This is a genomic window from Paenibacillus sp. JT22N1 (assembly GCF_059692155.1).
On the sequence record NZ_JCAUAW010000004.1, the window covers coordinates 197,953 to 219,772 of the forward strand.

General features: G+C 48.0%; 13 protein-coding genes and 3 pseudogenes. 13 read left to right on the top strand and 3 right to left on the bottom strand.

Going from position 1 to position 21,820, the window contains the following annotated elements; all coding sequences use genetic code 11:
- Positions 1-8 precede the first annotated feature (8 nt).
- From AC58UU_RS10045 to AC58UU_RS10080, 8 genes are all read left to right on the top strand, one after another.
- Positions 9-974, top strand: coding sequence for an ABC transporter permease (locus AC58UU_RS10045; RefSeq protein ID WP_497315196.1), 966 nt, complete (start codon positions 9-11; stop codon positions 972-974).
- Entirely contained in the window at positions 968-1,843 is an 876-nt protein-coding gene (locus tag AC58UU_RS10050) for a carbohydrate ABC transporter permease (protein ID WP_497315198.1), read from the top strand. Before AC58UU_RS10045 ends, AC58UU_RS10050 begins: the two co-directional genes overlap by 7 nt.
- 73 nt (positions 1,844-1,916) lie before the next feature.
- Positions 1,917-4,166: a helix-turn-helix transcriptional regulator gene (locus AC58UU_RS10055; RefSeq protein WP_497315200.1), complete on the top strand. Its 2,250-nt coding sequence runs from the start codon at positions 1,917-1,919 to the stop codon at positions 4,164-4,166.
- Between the two features lie 28 nt (positions 4,167-4,194).
- On the top strand, positions 4,195-5,202 hold the full coding sequence (locus AC58UU_RS10060; RefSeq protein WP_497315202.1) for a zinc-dependent alcohol dehydrogenase: 1,008 nt from the start codon (positions 4,195-4,197) through the stop codon (positions 5,200-5,202).
- Between the two features lie 178 nt (positions 5,203-5,380).
- Positions 5,381-6,682: an AGE family epimerase/isomerase gene (locus AC58UU_RS10065; protein WP_497315204.1), complete on the top strand. Its 1,302-nt coding sequence runs from the start codon at positions 5,381-5,383 to the stop codon at positions 6,680-6,682.
- Positions 6,683-7,150: 468 nt separating this feature from the next.
- Positions 7,151-8,725, top strand: a complete 1,575-nt coding sequence (locus AC58UU_RS10070) for an FAD-dependent oxidoreductase (RefSeq protein WP_497315205.1) — start codon at positions 7,151-7,153, stop codon at positions 8,723-8,725.
- A gap of 33 nt (positions 8,726-8,758) precedes the next feature.
- Positions 8,759-9,439 carry an N-acetylmannosamine-6-phosphate 2-epimerase gene (locus AC58UU_RS10075; protein WP_497315206.1) on the top strand — a complete coding sequence of 227 codons (681 nt, stop codon included), beginning with the start codon at positions 8,759-8,761 and terminating at the stop codon, positions 9,437-9,439.
- Between the two features lie 2 nt (positions 9,440-9,441).
- Complete coding sequence (locus AC58UU_RS10080; protein ID WP_497315207.1) at positions 9,442-10,362, top strand: ROK family protein; 921 nt, start codon at positions 9,442-9,444, stop codon at positions 10,360-10,362.
- 251 nt (positions 10,363-10,613) lie between these two features.
- Here AC58UU_RS10080 and AC58UU_RS10085 read toward each other — a convergent pair whose 3' ends face one another.
- The gene (locus tag AC58UU_RS10085; RefSeq protein ID WP_497315208.1) at positions 10,614-10,820 is read right to left on the bottom strand and encodes an S-layer homology domain-containing protein; all 207 of its coding nucleotides are present in this window, start codon (positions 10,818-10,820) and stop codon (positions 10,614-10,616) included.
- A gap of 15 nt (positions 10,821-10,835) precedes the next feature.
- Positions 10,836-11,033, bottom strand: a pseudogene (locus tag AC58UU_RS10090) (S-layer homology domain-containing protein); the annotation flags it as partial.
- A 43-nt stretch (positions 11,034-11,076) separates the two neighbouring features.
- Between AC58UU_RS10090 and AC58UU_RS10095 the strand changes: the two are divergent.
- From AC58UU_RS10095 to AC58UU_RS10110, 4 genes and pseudogenes are all read left to right on the top strand, one after another.
- Entirely contained in the window at positions 11,077-12,456 is a 1,380-nt protein-coding gene (locus tag AC58UU_RS10095; protein ID WP_497315209.1) for an ABC transporter substrate-binding protein, read from the top strand.
- 303 nt (positions 12,457-12,759) lie between these two features.
- A pseudogene (locus AC58UU_RS10100) lies at positions 12,760-12,870 on the top strand (FAD-dependent oxidoreductase); the annotation flags it as partial.
- Positions 12,871-12,921: 51 nt separating this feature from the next.
- Positions 12,922-18,519 carry a polysaccharide lyase family 8 super-sandwich domain-containing protein gene (locus AC58UU_RS10105; RefSeq protein WP_497315210.1) on the top strand — a complete coding sequence of 1,866 codons (5,598 nt, stop codon included), beginning with the start codon at positions 12,922-12,924 and terminating at the stop codon, positions 18,517-18,519.
- A 403-nt stretch (positions 18,520-18,922) separates the two neighbouring features.
- Positions 18,923-19,105 carry a group II intron maturase-specific domain-containing protein gene (locus AC58UU_RS10110; protein WP_497315211.1) on the top strand — a complete coding sequence of 61 codons (183 nt, stop codon included), beginning with the start codon at positions 18,923-18,925 and terminating at the stop codon, positions 19,103-19,105.
- Here AC58UU_RS10110 and AC58UU_RS10115 read toward each other — a convergent pair.
- Positions 19,092-19,206, bottom strand: a pseudogene (locus AC58UU_RS10115) (transposase); the annotation flags it as partial. The gene AC58UU_RS10110 and the pseudogene AC58UU_RS10115 overlap by 14 nt on opposite strands.
- A 207-nt stretch (positions 19,207-19,413) precedes the next feature.
- Between AC58UU_RS10115 and AC58UU_RS10120 the strand changes: the two are divergent.
- Positions 19,414-21,711: a helix-turn-helix domain-containing protein gene (locus AC58UU_RS10120; RefSeq protein WP_497315212.1), complete on the top strand. Its 2,298-nt coding sequence runs from the start codon at positions 19,414-19,416 to the stop codon at positions 21,709-21,711.
- The last annotated feature ends 109 nt before the right edge of the window (positions 21,712-21,820 follow it).

Consider the following 21,820-nt stretch of genomic DNA (forward strand, 5'->3'; position numbering starts at 1 on the left):
AAAGTCCATTGCAGTCAACATCAACAGAGCTCGTACCCAAACAGACCGACCGTGCTCCCATGTCTCGCTTTGCTTCAATGTTGAAACATATCAAGCGTGATCGGCAACTGCTTATTCTATTTATCCCTTGTATCATCTTTTATATTTTGTTCCGTTATGGCCCGTTATATGGCTTGATTATTGCCTTCAAAGATTACAGTGTATACGAAGGGATAATGAAAAGTGATTGGGTCGGATTGAAGCATTTCCAACGATTTTTTGACAGTCCTGACTTTTGGTTATTATTTAAGAATACATTTTTATTAGGTGTGTTCACGATGCTGTGGGCATTTCCGTTCCCGATTATGTTTGCCCTATTACTGAATGAATCCCGATTAATGAGATTCAAAAAGATGGTACAGACTTTCAGTTATCTTCCCGCTTTTTTATCTGTAGTTATCGTCACCAGTATGATTATCGACTTTCTTTCGCCTACCAACGGAGTAGTCAATCAAGTTCTTAAAGCCATGGGTTTCAATGGTGTATACTTCTTGGCTGCACCTGAATGGTTCCGTACCATCTTCATCTCCACCGAGATTTGGCAGCATATGGGCTATGAAGCGATTATTTATCTAGCTGCGGTCGCCAGTATTGATCCTACCCTGTACGAGGCAGCCAAAGTGGATGGCGCGAAGCGTTTCCAAATGATGCGCTACATCACGATACCCAGTATCATGCCGACCATTCTTATTTTGTTCATTATCAAAAGTGGCTCCATATTCAGAATCGGGTATGAGAAGGTGCTTTTGCTCTACAACCCAATGACCTATGAGGTAGCCGATGTATTCTCCACCTATGTATACCGGAAAGGGTTGTTGGAAACCAACTACAGCTATGCAGCGGCGGTAGGCTTTTTTGAAGCCATAGTGGCTCTAATTATGCTGCTGATTTCCAACACCGTGAGTAGAAGGGCAGGAGGGAAGGGACTATGGTAAAACCAAAATCATTAGAGTCAAGATGGACCCTCTTCGATATTATTCTTACCGTAGTTCTAACTCTAGTCGCCATAGTGACTGTTTATCCGGTTGTTTATATCGTAGCTATCTCTTTCAGTGATACGGTCTATATCGTGCAAAACAAAGTGTTTTTATGGCCCAAAGGTTTTAACCTGGATGCCTACAAGAACATTCTGGAAAGCCCCCGTATTCCTAGAGCTTATATGAACACTATTATTTATACCGTTGTAGGCACGGGGATCAATCTATTGATGACATCTGTCGCTGCATATCCTTTATCCAGACCTGGATTTTTCGGCAGAAAATATTTCATGATCGCCATCGTGCTGACCATGTTTCTCTCAGGAGGTATCATCCCTTCTTATCTAATCGTACAGCAGCTGCATCTTATTGACTCGATGTGGGCGTTGGTTTTACCTAATGCAATCTGGACGATTGAGCTGTTAATTCTAAAAAGCTTTTACGAGGCTATGTCAAGCTCTCTTCGTGAATCGGCCGTAATCGACGGCGCTTCGGAGTATCGGATTTTGTTTAGCATTATCATTCCGCTTTCGAAGCCAGCACTCGCGTCTATTGGATTGTTTTATTTCATGGGACATTGGAACAGTTTCTTTATTCCGATGATCTACTTAAACGATGCCAAGCTGTATCCGCTGCAGGTTGTCCTGAGGGATATGCTGTTTTTTGACACTACCAAAGGAACTGGTTTAGTCGATCAGGTTGCATTGGCTCCACAGGCGCTGAAGAATGCTACCATCTTCATCTCCATGATACCTGTACTGCTGATTTACCCATTCGCTCAAAAATATTTTGCTAAAGGTATCATGCTCGGTTCAGAGAAGGGGTAGGCCATTTTTTGTCGAATATGACTTGAACACAGACGAATGGATATCCCTGTGACTTTAGTGGGGTGGGGCAGCTATGAAGACGAAATGGAAAATGGTTGCGAACAAAGGTTTTCTGCAGATTTTTTCTGCTTTACTATTGGTAGTGACCATTATGTTTGTATCGAATTATTTGGTGTACAAGAACTCGCTTTCGAGTATTTATCATCAGGTTAGCGAAAACAATAAGCTCGTTGTTAAAAACCTGATACGCTCCTTTGACGACGTCTTCAAGGATATCAACGATATTATTTATATGGTGCAGACATCTAACAATATATGGGGTTCATTCGAAGGTGATTCTATCGATTTCAGTGAAGCCTCTAAGTTGTACAAAGATATTCGCCCGTTCATATCCTCTAATGAATATATCGAAGAGATCGTCGTATTCCATAATAATTTCGACATTGCTGTTACCTCTGCGGGGACAATTTCACTGGAGGAGCTGTTTCGAAAAAAGTTTAATAATATAACGTACAATGCTGATTTTTGGAAGACCCTTATGAGTAAACCACATCCGCTTCAGGTATTTCCTGCTCAGTGGTACAGCGGGTCTGGCTCAGACAGTGAAGGGAAAAGGAAACTTATTGTCTTAACCGGCAACAATAAGACCTATAACCAGAACATATTGATCTTTTTGAATGTGAATAAGCTGCTGCAGCATGTCAATCAAGCGGCTATGATGCAGGGAAGCACTTTAATCGTGATGGATGAGAATCGCAATATGTTCCTGAATACGGAAGAAAGCTGGAATCTCGTTGAAGTGTTAAACGATCTGAATATTAGGACAGGTCCTGAAGCAACTCTGAAGAAAAAGGATTTTGAATATAATGTTTATAAATCCGATTTTAATGAATTCATTTATATCAACAAGACGCCATACGAATTCACCAATCTGCAATCGGTCACGGATGCGAACCGCCAAATCATTATGATTGCCATTGCCTGTGCGGTTCTGTTGTCGGCTTTCCTGAGTCTTTATTTGTATAAACCAATACGAGTTATTCTCAAGCTGATGGGTGTTATGGACCAGCGAGGCGCCGATTTTCGAAACATCCTTACGGGGATAGCTAAGATTCAAGATGAAAATGAACTCATTAAAGCGCGATTAACAGGGGTCAACCGGGAAATGAGGAGAAGCGCTTTTCTCAATACGCTCGATGATGATTCACGCTCCCAGGAAGCTGAGCTTCGGATGCAGCAATATTTTGCTGAATTTTTCCTAAGCAAATATTTCCTCATGGCAGACTTTCAGCTGCGGCTTAATCTTAATAGTGAGCAGACCGAGATGCTTCAGATCGAAGAATTTGTTCACGCCATCCAGACGGGGCTAGAGGAAAGAGTGGGAAAGACCTTTGTTTTTCATATGACTAACATGAGGTTTATCGCGGTAATTGCGATTCATCATCCTTCTGATCGTGAGCATGTCGTTAAACAATTGAAGAGTTTTGTGAAGCAGGTACAAGAGGATGGTTGGTTATGCAGTTCTATGTTGACTGGAATCAGTCGACTCTATTCATCCAAAACAGTGAACTGTCATAAAGCCTATCGGGATCTAACTGAATGCTTGCTGTATCGCAACATCCATGCAGACGATCTAGTTACCGATTTTCAAGCGATCAGATATACCTGGAAAGTCTATGTGCCGCTTAACGAGATCGAGAGGGCATCTAATTTTCTTGTGAGCGGCAATGAAGCCGAATGTATTCAAATTATTGATCATGTTTTTACTACGAATGTGGAACGCCAAATCCATCACTATCAACTGATGCCGATTGCCAAAACCATCTTCTATTATATGGTAAAGCATCTGGACACGAGCGACTTTGAATCGAAAGACATTCTTGCGCTGGAACTGGAATTTAACCAAAAGGTAGAAGCCGCCTTCAGCTATGAGAGCATCCGGGGCGCACTCGTTCAAGCAATCAGAGTCATCATGGAACACAATAGGACCGAACAAAAAAGTAAATTGAATCCAACGTCTATTGCTACCTATATAGAGCTTAATTATATGAAAAACTTACATTTAGACCATATGGCAGAAATGCTTGAGACGTCTCCTAAATATTTTTCGAGTTATTTTAAAAAAACTTTCGATATTAATTTTGTAGAATATTTAAATCGAGTACGCTTGTCTCATGCTAAAGAGCTGTTGAAGAAGACGGAGCTTTCGGTTGCTGAAATCGGTGAAAAAACCGGTTATTTAAATTCATCTACATTTACGAGCACATTTAAAAAATATCATGGGATTTCGCCAAGCGACTATCGTAAAAATATCTTGGCTTAACTTCCCGTTCCCTCAGGAGGAGATCATAATGAAAGCCGTTGCCGCTCAAAAGGGGACCATTGGTTGGATACATGCTGACGAGCCTAAGCTCCTTGCAGGGCATGTACGGATACGTACGGAATATTCAGCGATCAGTCCAGGAACTGAGCTGAGTATGGCTAAGAAATCAGCGGATAACCCGCTAGCAATAGGTTACAGTGCGGTTGGTATCATTGAGCAGGTGGCTGACGATGTAACGGAGCTGAAGATAGGACAACGGGTTGCCTGCTATGGAGCTCCCTATGTTCGGCATGCGGAGGTATTATCCGTTCCTGTTAACCTGACCGCGCTCGTTCCCGAGCATGTCAGTCCGGAAGAGGCCGCCTTCGCTGGATTAGGGGCAATCGCCATTCACGCGTTACGGATAGCCGATCTGAGATTCGGCGAGTCATTGATCATCGTCGGTTTGGGTATCTTGGGTAACATTAGCGCCCAGATTGCTGCCGCTGCCGCTTATACAACCCTTGGTTATGATTTGAATGCCGACCGTGCTGCCATTCTAAGACAAAGCGGCTTCCGCCATGCCTATGTCAGTCAAGCAGATCTGGAGGCAGGACTATGGGCAGCAACCGAAGGGATTGGTGCAGATAGCGTTCTATTGTGTGCAAGCGGAGATGGAGAGTCGTTGATTAACAGCTCATTGGACTGGATTCGCGATAGAGGAAAAATTATTATTGTTGGAGATATATCCACGAATTTTTCAAGAAATAAGATGTTCGGAAAAGAAGCCCAGGTGCTCATATCCCGAGCAGGCGGCCCCGGACGGTATGACAAGCAGTACGAGCGGGATAACAAGGATTATCCAATCGGGTATGTGAGATGGACAGAAGGACGAAATACTCGGGAATATATACGACTGCTGGCCGAGAAACGTATTAGCGTACAGCATCTGATCAGTGATATATACCCAATTGAGCAAGCTGCGGAGGCCTACAGGAATTACTCGATATCATCTTCGACTATGGGGACTCTGATTCAATATCCTAAATACAAGTAAATAACAGACAAAGGCGCATTCGGCATTAATTCTGCTGTTATGAGGAGGACTTCGTTTGCGAAAAGATGTAATTATATTACAATAATGTTAAATATACACTCGAAGAGAGATGGCTAGCCTTAGGATTGATGATCACAGCCTGTTAACCGGATAGAACATAATATTTAGGGGGATATCCATGATTTTCGCTGATGACGAGCTAGATAATGTGGCATTACTTAAATTTTATGAACAACATTTGGTTCAAGATTTGCTGCCTTTTTGGAATCGAGCTTTAGACAAGAAATACGGTGGCGTCTTCACATGCTTTAACAATGCGGGAACAGAATCGATCAGTACAGACAAGTACACGTGGTCTCAAGGCAGATTTGTATGGTTATGGGCAAGAATAGCATCCATGATGAGCCAAGGGATACTGCGGGGAAATGCTGTTGATTATTTGGATCAAGCCGAGAAAACTGTCCATTTTCTAAAGAAGTATGCCATCATGGAAAGCGGAAACTGTGCCTTTCTAATAACGGAGTCTGGAGACAAGAAAGAAAGCATTCCAGGTGCAGGGTACGATACGAGCTTCTATGCAGACTGTTTTGTTGTATTAGGATTTGCGGAGTTTGGGCGCGTAAGTCGACGAGTCGATATTGTGGAAGATGCTTTGCAACTCTACAACCGTATCAGACAAAGACTTCAAACAAGCGATGTTCGTAGTGAACCGTATCCCATTCCTGAAGGGTTTAAAGCCCATTCTGTGCCGATGATTTTATTAAATGTATCCCAACAACTGATGGATACTCTGGAAGCGATGGATCATCCTCAGTATGGTAGCATGAGGGATAACTGTCTCTTATATATGGAACAGATTATGGGAGAGTTCGCTATGTCGGATCATCGGATTGCTGAGATCCTTCCCATTCAAGGAGTAGTCCCCGACTCTGTTCTATGCCGACACGTAAACCCTGGACATACCCTAGAATGCATGTGGTTTGTTATGAACACGGCCTCCAAGTTAAACAGAGCGGATCTTATAGATAAAGTCATTCCCGTTATTAAGAAAGCCTATGAATTAGGCTGGGATTCTAATGAGGGTGGTCTGCTGCGTTTTGTGGATCGCGAGGGCGGTAAGCCTAAAGGATTTGAAACCGGGGACACATATGAAGCATTAATTCTGGACACGTGGGATTCTAAACTGTGGTGGCCTCATTCGGAAGCATTATACTGTTCTTTATTGGCTTATGAGCTTTCTAAGGATAAAGAGTTTGTTACCTTGTACGAAAAAACACAGCAGTACGTTTTTGAGAAATTCCCAAATTCAGATAAGCAAATCGGTGAGTGGATTCAGATTCTAGACCGTAAAGGCTTTCCCCTGGAGAAAGTGGTTGCTCTACCGGTAAAAGATCCTTTTCATATTATTCGAAACGTACTGTTAATCATTGAATTGTATTCGGATAAAATCAGAAAACAAATGGAAGCCGTTAGGGTATAAGATCCATTATTCGAAGAGGGAGATGGGATTGAGCATGACGATTCGGCCATTACACACCAGAAAAACTATGGGTACGTCAGCAGGGTACGCTGTCGCAGCTAAAATGAAGGAACTCCTGCAAGAGAATCAAAACATTCGCATGGTTTTTGCTGGTCGGAGCACCGGCTGACCTTATTGTATTTAACTGGGAACGCCATAGGATAGAGACGCTTGCAACCTATAAGTTGGGACAGAAAGTTTACTGACGCATGAAAGAATAGGGTGGGAGTGAAAGGTGATGCTTCCTGATGTGCCAACCTTGCTTTTATATGACAAAGCACCTAGCCTGCAAACATCGGCAGCCGAATATATCAAGGATACACAGAAGCACCAATAAGATGCTTACGATGCCAGTTTTCTTATGAAAACTCTAAGATAATGCTTCGATGTTAGTTTTGTTAAAGCAAAACACTAAGGAGGATAAGGAACATGAATAATAAGGTTCACGCAGACGTTGTGATTATCGGGGGAGGAACGGGAGGCTGTGCAGCCGCTCTAGCCGCTGCCAAAGCGGGGAAAACTGTGATCATGACGGAAGAAACCGATTGGATTGGGGGACAGCTTACAAGCCAAGCGGTGCCGCCAGATGAGAATCCATGGATTGAGCAATTCGGCTGTACAGCGAGCTTTCGAAGCTTCCGAACGGGTGTCCGGGATTATTATAAACGCCATTTTCCACTGGCGCAGACGGTAGATCCCCTTAAACCCTTTGATCCGGGGAATGCCATTGTGAGTTGGATTGCTCATGAGCCAAGGACAGCGCTTGCTGTTCTGCATGAGATGCTGGCACCTTATGTGCATAGCGGAAGACTGCATATATATACCGGATACAAGGCTGAAAGTGTGGAAACGTCTGGTGATGAGATCCTGTCTGTTACCGTACGTGAATTGGCCTCTCCAGATAAGATTGTATTAACGGCGCCTTACTTTCTGGATGCAACGGAAGAAGGAGAGCTATTGCCGCTTGGAGGCGTGGAATATGTGACCGGGGCGGAATCGATGGCGGATACGGGAGAACCACATGCCTTGCCAGGGCATGCCGATCCGCAGGACATGCAGGCATTTACCTACTGCTTCGCCATGGACTACATCGATGGGGAGGATCACACGATCCCGAAGCCGGAGCAGTATGAATTCTGGAAGCAGTACAAGGCCGACTTTTGGCCGGATCAGCAACTAAGCTGGTCAGGGCTTGTACCGCACACCTTGGAGCCAGTCCTTTACAGCCTATTTCCTGACGGTAAGTCATTCTCACTTTGGAAATATCGTAGAATTATCGACCGCACACAATTCATAGAAGGAACTTATGCTAGCGATATCACGCTCGTCAATTGGCCGCAAAACGACTATTGGCTTGGCTCTGTCATTGATGTGAGTGCGGAGGAGCGGGAGAGGCATCTAGAGAATGCGAAGCAGCTAAGCTTATCATTGCTGTATTGGATGCAGACGGAAGCGCCTAGACCCGACGGGAAGCAAGGGTACCCGGGGCTTCGGTTACGCCCAGATATTGTAGGGACGAAGGATGGACTCGCCAAAAGCCCTTATATTCGTGAATCCCGCCGAATACGAGCACAATTTACGGTTGTGGAGCAGCACTTAAATCCGGCCTGTCGACCGAATGGTGCTGCCGAGGATTATTTTGACTCGGTCGGTATTGGCTGTTACCGCATCGATCTACATCCTAGCACTAGCTTGCGCACCTATATTGATGTGTCGAGCTTGCCTTTTCAGATTCCACTGGGAAGCTTAATCCCGATCCGGGTCAAAAACGTATTGCCGGCTGGTAAAAATATCGGAACGACTCATATTACGAATGGCTGCTACCGTCTGCACCCTGTGGAGTGGAATATTGGGGAATCAGCAGGGTATTTAGCCGCATTTTGTTTAGAGCACCAAGTGCAGCCTCAAGAAGTACGAGATAACAGGGAGCTTCTGGCGGATTATCAAGCTAAGCTTGTTCAAGCGGGTATCGAGCTGAAGTGGCCATCGATCCATGCTGTATAACTCGTACAAGGAAGTTAAGGAGGAAAGCTCATCATGAAAAGTATGATTCCAAAACATAGCTTAGTTGTTTCCTGTCAAGCACTCTTCGATGAGCCGCTCCATGGATCGATCCATATGGCCGTAATGGCTCGTGCAGCCGCTGAAGGAGGTGCCCAAGGTATTCGAGCGAATAGCGCAGAAGATGTTCGTGCGATCAAGCAGGCGATGGATCTGCCGGTAATTGGCTTATGGAAGAAAGATTATGAAGGCTATGATATCTATATTACACCTACCCTTGAAGATGCTCTTGCCATCGCAAAGGCAGGAGCGGATATTGTAGCGATAGATGCTACTGGACGTCCTAGACCCGATGGTCTGAGCTTACGTCAGACCTTAAGCATGCTTAAAGAGGCTGGTGTCACGGTTATGGCGGATATTTCGACATACGAGGAAGGCGTTTCGGCTGCCCAGTGGGGAGCTGATTACATATCGACAACGCTGTCCGGCTATACGCCATATTCACAGGTTAAGCTTCCGAACCTCGAGCTGGTCCAACAGCTTGCGGGCTCGCTTCAGGTACCTGTTGTAGCAGAAGGTGGTATCGGAACGCCTGGCGAAGCGAGGGCAGCGTTAGAGGCCGGTGCCGAATTCGTAGTCGTGGGGGGAGCTATAACAAGACCTCAGTTGATCACGGCCAGCTTTGTAACGGGGATACAGCGAGGGAGGCAGGCTTAGCAATGGACGATAAGTCTAGTCGTGCTTATCTGGGTATTGACCTTGGGGGGACGGCAATTAAGGGCAGCCTTGTGCATATAGATGGCAGTCTTGTTGCCATACATATGGTGAGAACGCCCATTGAGCTTGGCAGGAATGGCATTATCCAAGCGCTAGTGGACCTGATTTCAAGCCTGCTTGAGCTGTCTGGGGAATTGAATGTGGCTGGCATTGGTATAGGCTCTGCTGGAAGAATAGATTCGATGAATGGTTCTGTATTGTACGCTACAGAAAACCTGCCAGGCTGGACGGGAACTCAGATTGCTAAGGAAATAGAGCAGCGCTTTCCCTATCCAGTCGTTGTCGATAATGACGTTAATGCTGCTGCTGTCGGCGAAAGCTGGATAGGTGCAGCCACCGAGCAGAAATCTTTTGTATTGATGGCGCTAGGCACAGGTGTGGGTGGCGCGGTGGTCGTGGATGGAGCCTTGATTCATGGCCATCAGGGTGGCGAAGGCGATCTGGGCCATCTGATTATCATACCTGGAGGAGCTGCCTGTAACTGTGGGCAAAAGGGCTGCTTGGAGCAATACGCTTCAGGTACTGCATTGAATCGGCATGCTCGGGAGATTGCTTCCGATTGGGATAGCCGACGTTTGGTAGAAGCCAGCATGCTTGGTGACGCGCAGGCACGGAAGGTAATTGACAGATTTGTGGCCAATCTGGCTGTAGGTCTAATCAACGTACAGAGAATGTTGGATCCTGATCTCATTGTACTAGGCGGTGGCTTAATTGATGCTCGAAACAGCTGGTGGGATGCTTTATTGCAAGCTGTAACTGAACATACGAATTTAAAGCTGCGTCTTCAGCCTGCGTTGTTAGGAAACCGAGCTGGGATAATTGGAGCAGCACGATTAGCGATGCTTGCTGACAAAATGCAGTAAGGCTTCTAGCGTTATAATGAACCCTGCTCCATATGACTTATCAGAAGGAACACCTTAAGTGGTGTCCTTTTTGTATTTAAAGGAGTGGCTTTGCAAATGGAACGATGGACGAACGAGGTTCTGCGACCGGTTGTTGAAGCATACGCAGCAAAGCCCCACGATGATTTCATCACGGGGCTTTGCTGCGTATATTTTTAAAACCTAAAGAATTCATGTTTACTTCAATTACCGAAAAACCGGACCAAGCACGTTTACAAGCATTTTTGCGCTCTCTGCACGGGTAGCTGTTGCGGTTGGTTCAAGTTTCCCCCTGCTTTTCCTTGCATCCAGACGCGCTCCAACACGATACCAATGGCGCTTACTGCCCAAGCATGGACTTCAGATACATCTTGGAAAGCTGATAATTCGCTCTTTCCTTCGAGAGTACCGGATACAGATTCCAATGTGCGGACTAGCATGACGGCCATCTGCTCACGAGTGATCGGCCCGTTCGGATCAAAGCGATCCGGCTCTGGTCCGTCAACAATGTCAACCTCTGCTGCGGCACGAACCGGAGCATAATACCAGTCGCTTTCGTGAACGTCCCGGAATGAAATCCTCTCCCTCTGACGAATTGGCAGAATGTTGACAAAACTGCCTCGAAAAGAGAGAATGTTTCTATTGATGTATATTTAAGAATAATTCATTTATATATACATTAGAGAGGAATTAACTATGAATGCATTCCAAATAAAATTAGAGGCGATGGTCGACAAGCTGCGTACGGAAATCGTGAGCGGCATGCGCAAGCCGGGCTCTTTCCTGCCCGCGGAGAGCCAGTTGGCCAAAGACTTTCAGATGAGCAATAAATCCGTTCGCAAAGGTCTGGATATATTGGTCGAGGAAGGGCTGATTGTCAAAATCGACAGGGTCGGAAGCGTAGTAGCCGAGAGTAAGGCTCAAAAGATCACGCTCAATTTCGGATGCAGCTATTCCATGAACAATGACATTCTCTTGGACGAATTGCTGGCCGAGTTCACCCGTCTTCATCCGTCCATCCACATCAAAAAGGTGTCGCTCGATATCCACCATTACGTTAAATCGATCAAAGAAATGTCTGCGAACGACATGCTCGATGTCGTGTGCCTAAATAGTGCGATGCTGCAGGATATGGCGGAGTCCGGCATGCTTTCCCTGCTTGAGCCGGTAGAGACGAACGATGAGCTGTATCCGATTGCGAATGAGGCCTTCCGATACGATAACCGCATGTACGCAAGTCCGATTTCACTGTCGCCCGTTCTCCTTTGTTATAACCGGCAACATTTTGCAGAGGCCGGCTTGCAGGAGCCGGACAGCTATTGGACGTGGGACGATGTCATTGCTGCGGGGCGAAGCCTGGCAGAATACCGCAATAAACACGGTTTTTACTTTCAGGTTCTGTCGCGAAACCGGTATCCGGTCTTTTTGCTGCAAGCCGGAATTCAGGCATTGAAGGATGGCGAAGAACGGGCTGGGTCACGGGAGACGCTGGTCGATAGCATTCGGACCTTTTGCCGGATGATCGGCGACCAGGACTTTTTTCCGAAATATTTTGCGGCTAGCAACGAGGAAACGAATCAGTTGTTTATTCGCGGCGACGTTTCGATGATCTTGTCTACCTATTACAACCTTAACCAGTTTAACGAGCTTCCCTTGGATTACGATATTGCGCCTTTGCCGACATTTCGCCGCGGCGATCCGCAAAAATCGCTTCTCGTTACGTTCGGTACGGCCATCATGAAAAACTCGAGGTCGAAGGAGGCGGGCCGCCAGCTTCTGCGGTTTCTTTCCTCCCCCCACGCGCAGCGCATGATTCATGAGCGGACAGTCAGCATACCTGCTTTCAAAAGCATTGCGGACAAGCCTGCCGCAAACGGGTTGAATCGTCCATCCAGATATATGATGTACCGGGAGCTTTTCCCGACGTATGCCTACCATCGCGATCTGGGCGTTTCCATTCAAACGCTTAAAGCCGTCGAGCAGAAGATTAAATATTACTGGTCCGGCGTGCTGGATGAACGGCAGTTCCAGGACAGTGTGGCGGATTTGCTTTTGAGTAAAGATATGAAACTGTAGAGAAAAGGAAACCGGCACAGCACACAGCACACAGCACTGCAGGGCAAGCGAATCGCTTGTTCTGCTTTTTATTTTGTCCGGCGTCACATCGAAGGAGAATGTCCTGCTAGGTTTTAGAGCTGCCGCTATACATTCACATCGGGTTGTATGGAGGTCGATGAGCCTTTCTCGTGTCCGGAGAGACAGGCGGAATGAAGGTTGACAGTAATTCCGGCTTTAGCTATAATTTGAGTAAATCAGAAAGGAATCAGTTTAATAAAATTGTATGTAATTCTAGTTTAAAGGAATTAGATGGGAATCAACAAAAATATCGGTACAACGCATATTACGAAAGGCTGTTACCGGCTGCATCCTGTGGAATGGAATATCGGGGAGGCCGAGAGCTATTTAGCGGCGCACTGCTTGGAGTACGGCCAAATGAAAGCGCTGTCTTAAGAGATTGATTTTTGAGGGGAGAACCAGGAGATGAAAAGAAAATCGCTTTGCGCCATGCTGGCATGTTTGCTGCTTCTTACGAATTTAGCTGCATTGCCGGCTTCGGCATCGTCGGCCGACCGGTTTGACGAGCTCCGCGGCCGTTGGTACGAGTTGCTGACGGGAGGGGAGTCGTACAATCCGGACGATTCGGACATTCGGGACAAAATCGACTATATCGATAGGACGGCTAAGGGGTATTACGACAAAATGCTTAGGGAAGAACCGCCCTTGCCGATTTACGAAGTGGAGGATCTGCAGGCGGAATTATCGTCCGCCGATACCCATGTCGTGTTTGCCGACGGCAGATTCAGCAACGGCAAAGGGGATAAGGTCAATCTCAATGCCGTCGGGGATTACATCGAGTACACGTTGAACGTTCCCGGAGCAGGCTTATACGAGGTGCTTGTAAGGGTCAAAAAAGCTTCGAACTACGGCCGGTTCCAGCTTTCCGTGAACGGGCAAGAGCAGAGCGAGCCGCAGGATACGTATTACCCTAACGCGGCGCCGGGAGTCGTGGAAACGCTGAATTTGGGGAGCTTGAGTACAGCTTCCGGCGAGAGTAAATTCCGTTTTACGATTACAGACCGCAATGACGCGAGCAGTAATTACCAATTGGCAATCGATAGCATCCAATTAGTCAAGACACCTCTGCAGGGCGCTTTGCCTGCAAGAACCGAGCGGGCTCCGTTCCTCGAGGGAGAAGGTCTTACGGCAGTCATGTCGGCCGGGGTAAAGCGGCAGACGGCTAACGATGCGCGGTTAAGCGGCGGAAAAGGGGACCGGGTTACGCTGAACAAGCCCGATGACTATATCGAATATACGATAACGGTTCCTGCTGCCGGGACGTATGGAGTGTGGGTCAGAGCGAGAACCTTGACAAGCGGGGGGATCATTCAGGCGGAGATCGACGGCGTACCTCAGGGCTCGCCTCAGGACCATTACATTTCCACTGCTGCGGGAACGGTTGTTATGCAGGCTTTGGGGACGCGATTCCTGGAAGCGGGAACGCATAAACTTCGGCTAAAATCGGTAGGCAAGAACGATAAAAGCACCGGCTTCGGCTTTTTCGTCGACTATGTGAACCTCGTTCGTCCGGACGCAGCGGTATGGGAAGATTTAATGTACGTGCCGGGCGGATCAGACACCGCCGTCAATATATCTAATTCTTATTCCCGGCTGCGGTCGATGGCGCTAGCTTATTCCACGAAAGGCTCGACGTATTATCGGGATAGCGAACTTCTAAAGGAAATGACCGATGCGCTTGGCTGGCTGCACCGCAATTGGTACGATGGCGTCACCCCCCTCTCCGATAATCCTTATTACTGGGAGATGGGTATCCCGATGCTGCTGAACGACATCATGGTGCTGCTTTACGACCAGTTGCTCGGTTCCCGGATTGCCGATTGGTCGAACGCCATGTATTTCTATATAAAAGATCCGAATAAGTACAACGCCGGCAAGACGGTCGCGACAGGGGCCAATCGAGCGTGGTTGAGCCAGATTTATATTTTGGCGGGCATTTTGAACAAGGACAGCGGGATCGTTGCGACAGGCAAGCTTCTCCTGAGCGACGCATACAAGAGCGCGGAACCGACTTCAGGGAACGGAACATATAGCTTGTTCAAGTATGTTTCGAAGGGGGACGGCTTTTACCCCGACGGCTCCTTCATTCAGCACGAATCGATTCCTTATAACGGCGGGTACGGCTTGAGCTTGCTGTATACGGTGGCTACGGCGCTGTATCTTGTAAACGATTCGGAGTGGGCAATCGACGATCCGGATGTCGATAATGTGTATCAATGGATATACGATTCTTTCGAGCCCTTTATGCACAAAGGCGGTTTCATGGACATGACGAGAGGCAGGGTTATTGCCAAAGGGGACACCAACAGTCACGATTCGGGTATGACGCTGATTAACGCATTGACGCTTCTCTCCCAGTCCGCGCCATCCCAGCACAAGGAGAACTACAAGCAGATGATCAAAAAGTGGGTGCAGGAGGATACGTATCAGTCTTACATCAGCAAAACGAGCAGCATTTACAATGCGGTACGCGTCAAAAGCTTGTTGGAGGACGGGAACGTAGCTCCTGCCGACGGACTTATGCTGAGCAAGGTATTCCCGAAGATGGATAGAGCCGTTCACCTTCGGCCGGACTTCGGCTTCGGCATCAGCATGCATTCCAAGCGGATTCCGAACTATGAATTCACCGTCGGGGAAAATAAGCGCGGCTGGTTTACCGCTGACGGCATGATCTATCTATACAATGAGGATCATGGGCAATTCGACGGTAATTACTGGCCGACGGTCGACCCTTACCGGTTGCCCGGAACGACAGTCGACACGCAAGCGAGAACCGACTCTTCGGGATTCAAGAAGTACAGCCCCTTGACTTGGGCTGGAGGAACGACGCTCGGAGCGTATGGCATAGCCGGGATGGATTACCGCGGCTTCGATGCCGACGGCAATGGAGAAGCGGTGGAGGCCAGAAAATCATGGTTCATGTTCGACGATGAAGTCGTCGCCATAGGTGCGGGGATCAACAGCTCCGAAGGGAGGACGATCGAAACGATCGTCGACAACCGCAAGCTCCGCAATGATAATGCAAACGTCGTTACGGTAGACGGGAGCATACAGCCGAATGCGCTGACGGCAGGACCGCAGCTCCTCGAGCAAGTTTCCTGGGTGCACGTAACGGGCAATACGGCAACCGGCTCGGATGTCGGCTATTACTTCCCCGAGCCATCCGGCGTTCATATGCTGCGCGAGCAGCGGACCGGTACGTGGAGCACGATCGGCAACGTTCCGTTGTCCGTAAACGATACTCAAACGGCAACCTACGAAACGATATGGTTCGGCCACGGGACGAATCCTGCTGACAGCAGCTATGCATACGTCATTCTACCGAATCGTACGAGCGATGAAGTCGGCGCCTATGCGAGCAATCCGGCTATTTCCATACTTGCTAATACGGCCTCGGTACAAGCCGTCGAGCATCGTACGCTGCATTTGACGGGAGCGAACTTTTGGGAGAATGCGACGGCGACGGCGGGCGGCATTACGAGCGACAGCAAAGCTTCCGTTTTGCTTAAAGAGGACGCGAATGAGCTGGAAATTTCGGTTTCCGACCCTACGCAAGAAAATGCCGGAAGCATCCGGATCGAACTCGACCGGGAGGCGGCGGGGGTCATATCGAATGATCCGCGTATCCGTATCGAACGGCTGTCTCCGACCGTTCAATTGACTATCGATGCGGCTCAGTCTTACGGGCAATCATTTAGCGCCAAATTAAGGCCGATGGACGCAAGCGATCGGGCGGATGTAACGCTGGACAGTCAAAGCGTCGCGATCGGTTTTGCTGCCGGCGATGCGGCTGAATCGGTTACCAAGCATTTGGTTTTGCCGGCAGCGGGAGCGAACGGAACGGCGATTGACTGGACATCGGGGGACGAAGCCGTCGTCTCCTCGAACGGTTCAGTAACGCGGCCGTCTAATGAAAAAGGTGACGTACAGGTAGTCTTGACGGCGACGATCCGCAAAGGAGAAGCTAGCGCTGAACGGACATTTACTGTCGTGGTCAAGAAGGCGGACGCCGCAACCGGGAACGAGCCGCAATCGCCGGCTTGGACGAATGCGGAGCTTACCGTGGACAGCGTGACTTCAACGGCGGCCAAGCTGCAGTGGACAGCGGCAGACGATCCGGTCGGAGTTGCCGAATACGCGGTATGGCTGAACGGAGAGCTGCATCAAACCGTGAGCGGCCAAGTGTACGAATACGAACTATCCGGCATGACGCCGGCAAGTGCCTATACCGTACGCGTTCAAGCAGGCAATGCCGCCGGCTTATGGTCGACGGACGGACCCGGCTCCTCGTTTACGACCTTGCATAGCGGACCCAAATGGCCGGCCGGCAGCTTGCTTACGGCGTCCGACGTGACGCAAAGCTCGGTGAAGCTGAGCTGGGATCCCGCAGTGTACGGAACGCCGGTCAGTACTTATGAAGTACGCTGGGATGGAGGCAAACAGACGGTTGGCGGTGATGTATACGTTACCTCTATTACCGGATTGACTGCAGGGACCACATACCGGGTTCAGCTGCATGCCATGGACGCTTACGGCCAATGGAGCGAGGACGGTCCACAGCTGTCGGTCAGCACACTGCCCTATGTTTGCTCGGACTGCGGCGGAGGCGACGGGGCTGCACCAGTTACGACAGCTTCCGTGTCTCCAGTACAACCTGATGGACAAAATGGTTGGTACGTAAATCCGGTAACGGTAACATTGACCGCCATCGACCATGTATCGGGTATGGAGAAGACGGAGTATAGTCTGGATAACGGGACTACGTGGCAGCCTTATACGGCACCCGTGACGTTTGATCAGAGCGGCAATTACGACATACTGTATCGATCGACCGATAAAGCGGGGAATGTTGAACTTGACAAACATGTTAGTTTTAAATTAAAAATGACTGCTGCAGTCGTAAAGTTGCAAGACAGCAGCGGGAATCCGATAAGCGGTGGAATCGTTACATACTACGATGGCGGATGGAAGGATTTTGGGGTAACCGACGCTTTTGGATTAATTAGTAAGGACTTGCCTGATAAAGCATACACCTTTAGCATGACATACGAAGGAACATACATGGAAAAGGCACAGAATACAGGCACTAGCCCCATCGTTGTATTCCAGACGGTGAACACGACGGTACAGCTGAAGATCAGCTTGGGGAATCCGCTCGACGGAGGAACGGTGAAATATTACGCCGGAGGGTGGAAGGACCTGGGGACAACGGTTGGCGGAATGGCAAGCAAGGAATTATTGCCTGGCAACTATACCTTCAGCCTGTCTTACTTGGGCACCTATCAGGAGAAAGTACAGAACACGAGTTCGATTGCGACGGTTGTATTCCAAACGGTGAACACGACGGTTCAGCTGAAGGACAGCTTGGGGAACCCACTCGACGGAGGAACGGTGAAATATTACGCCGGAGGGTGGAAGGACCTGGGGACTACAGCTCACGGAACGGCAAGCAAGGAATTATTGCCTGGCAACTACACCTTCAGCATGTCTTACTTGGGCACCTATCAGGAGAAAACGCAGAACACAGGTTTGTCTGCGACGATTGTATTCCAGACGGTGAACACGACGGTACAGCTGAAGATCAGCTTGGGGAATCCGCTCGACGGAGGAACGGTGAAATATTACGCCGGAGGGTGGAAGGACCTGGGGACTACGGTTGGCGGAACGGCAAGCAAGGAATTATTGCCTGGCAACTACACCTTCAGCATGTCTTACTTGGGCACCTATCAGGAGAAAGTACAGAACACGAGTTCGATTGCGACGGTTGTATTCCAGACGGTGAACACGACGGTACAGCTGAAGATCAGCTTGGGGAACCTGCTCGACGGAGGAACGGTGAAATATTACGCCGGAGGGTGGAAGGAGCTGGGGACTACGGTTGGCGGAACGGCAAGCAAGGAATTATTGCCTGGCAACTATACCTTTAGCATGTCTTACTTGGGCACCTATCAGGAAAAAATGCAGAACACGGGTTTGGATACAACAATTGTATTTCAGAAGTAATACCCGTATCAAAGTGTGACGTATTACGCCTAACCGAAATTGATACTTTTATTTGAATCTTGAAAACAACCTCCCAACGGGCCGTCTAATCTTTGGGAGGTTGTTTTTGTCGATATTGCGTCGGCGTGATGCCGACCGCTTTCTTGAAGAGCATATAGAAATACCCAGCGGGGCGGATATTATTACGGTGTTCTTTTCGGAAAGCGTCCAAACCTTTTAGGCGGTTGAGTCGCTTGTCAGGGAGATTTTTTGTTTACAATCACATTTTTTTAATATCAATGCCATTGACGATTATATGTAAGAATCAGTTGACAAGATCAACATTGGAGGAGAATCGACGATAGCATCTGCGGGTACGCTCACGGAAGCACCCCTATGTGAAGGCTCTAACCCCCTTAAGGGAATGAACAGAATGGTCGAAGAACTCAATCCGAAAATTCAGGGATGGAGGAATTACTATGCCATGGATGCGTTTGCCGATCTCCTTCTAAACAAGATCGACTGGTATTTTCGAAGAAGACTGGTGCTATTCTGGAACAAGAAACGCAATCGTCGTAAGAGCATAGTAACTGGTAGTTTTCAATAATGTTGGTCGTGTAAATGAGCTTGCGAATTTCTGGCGGATACTTAAAAAAAGGTTGCCAGTTCATCCCAGTTATTACGCCAAGAGCGAAGGATGAGAGGGTAAGCGTCAATTCATGAATAGTTTTATTCATTCTGGAATTAAATATATTTTAGCAGCTTAAGTTAACACATAAGGCAAATCTAGCAGTCTTCTATACTTCTCTAAACAGGAGGAATAGAAGGCTCTTTTTTGAAAGAGTAAGTATGCAAGCGCTTTTATTGTAGCTATAATAAAGGAAATCATGGCGGTAATGAATATGGAGGTGAAGCATGCGTGTGATTAGATATGTCATCCAATCGGTTCTCGCAAGAGGAATGTATTACAGGAGGTTGCTGGGCTTCGGAATTATTGTTCTATGCATCCCCATTCTTCTTGCCGCTTCTTTGACATATGCGATCGTCTCCAACCATTTGGAGCGGCAGGTAAACATGGCTAACCTCGATATGATCGAACAGATTCAGGAGCGCGTCGACAGCGCTTTGAAATCCATATCGAAGTCATCGCGCGGGATTACGCTTGACCCAGGCATGCAGCAATACTTGTACAGGACCGATCGCCGCGATTTTGTAGAAATGGTCGATGTGTTGGACAAGTTGACCGCAGCGTCAAGGTCAATCGAGTTTACGAATACGGTCAATCTTTTTTTGCCGGAGGAGAAATTCGTGCTGTCCAGTGAGAAGGGCTATCAGAAATTTGACGCTTTGCGGGACAGCTATCCGTTCCTCAATGCGGTAGGAGCCATGTCTAAGCCGAAATGGATGATGCTGAAGAAAGGCTCGATCGACGTCATTACCTTTGTGCAGCCGTTACCTATTTTTACGGATACGCCGCGCGCTTATTTGACCGTCGAGGTGGATGAAAGTTCTTTTCATTCGACCTTGCGTGCAGCGGAGAGGTTCAATATGGGAAGCCTGATGCTTTTGGACGAAACGGGTACAGTCGTCTCCCATAACGATAAGTCTCAGCTTGGATCGATCTTTGGCAGTAATCTGGAGGGTTGGAAGCAGAAGCTGAACGCGAAGGGGCGATCGGGCTTTTTCAAGCATGCGGAAGCGGGCTTATACACGGTTTACGCAAAATCGGATATGAACGAATGGATGACGGTTCTCAATGTCCCGCTTTCGGTCATGGCTTCGCCAAAAAAGCAGGTTGCGCAGACGACTGTGCTCGTTTGTCTAGGTTCGCTCATTTTGGGTATGCTGCTCATCTACTTGAATTCGAGGAAACTTTATGCTCCAATCCGCAATTTGTTGAGGCAGGAAGCCGGAGTGCCATCTGCGCGGGGAGGAACGAAATTAGATGAATGGGCGCTCATACAAAATCATTGGGGCAACTTGAAGAGCCAGATCGGCAAATATCATGATGTATCGAGCAAGCAGACGCTTTCTTTGCGCGAATCGTTCATGATGCAAATGATTTACGGGTATTATGATAACGAGCAGCCAGAGCGGATCAGGGAAATGGCCTTGCAATATGACATTCAAACCGACGCATGGTGGGACGTCATCTTGGTAGAACCTGAAAACTACGAGCAATACAGCAGGTTTAAGAAGGATGACAAGCACCTGATTTTGTTGGCTATATCTAGTATCTTTCAGGACTTGATGAAGCAGCACAATGTGGACGGCTATTTCGTCTTTGGTCAGGATGCGGTCCGGCTGATCGTTGTCGTTCAGGTACCGATTGAGACGAAAGCGGCGCAGTGCCGGACGGTCTTCAACCAGTTAGCCGAATCGGTCCGGCTTTCGGTAAACACGTATTTGAAATTCGATTGCTCGATAGGTATTGGCGCGGTATGCGACCGCATAGACGGAATTCGCCATTGTTATTTGGAAGCGGAGGAAGCACTCGCAACGAGAATCACGGCAGGTGGAAACCGGACAATTGCATTTGCGGATTTGTCAGCCTTTCGGCATGAACTCATCTATCCCTACGAGATTGAACATTCGATGATACAGGAACTACAAAAAGGCAACATGGAAGGCTTCGGGCACTATTTTAAACAGTTCGTGCAGGTTGTTACGAAATGCAACTATCCGGTTTCATCGGTTTATGAATCATTTCACGCCTTATTCGTACAGCTTTTGCGAAAGGCACAAGAGCTTTCGCCCGAGCAGGCGAGGATGCTGTCCGGAATGGATGCGATGAAGCATATTTTATCCTGCCGGATGACCGGAGATATGGTGCGATGGTTTGAAGAAAAGGTGTTCCCGGTTCTGCTGCCCTTATTCGAAGATGCGATGGACGACCGGGGTAAAATCATGATCGAAGCGGCCAAAGCATACGTTCAGGAACGGCTGGAGCTTGATCATTCGCTTACTTCGATGGCGGAATATGCGGGTGTCAGCCCCGCGTACTTCAGCAGGCTGTTCAACAAGCATACGGGCCATAACTTTATTCAGCATATTACCGAGCTTAAGGTAGAACGCTCTAAGGAGCTTCTGCTGCACACCGATACGATGATCTCCGAAATCGCCGAGCAGGTTGGCTACAACGAACGAACGTTTCGTCGGGTTTTCAAGAAAATGACTGGTTATTCGCCGGCCAATTTCCGTAATCAACAATAAAACGATGATGGAGGCATCCATACGCACGTAAAATACCGCCCGCTTGGGCGGTCATTTTTTTATCCGGACGAAGATTCTGCAGTGTCGAAAATGTCCGGCGATGCCGGAA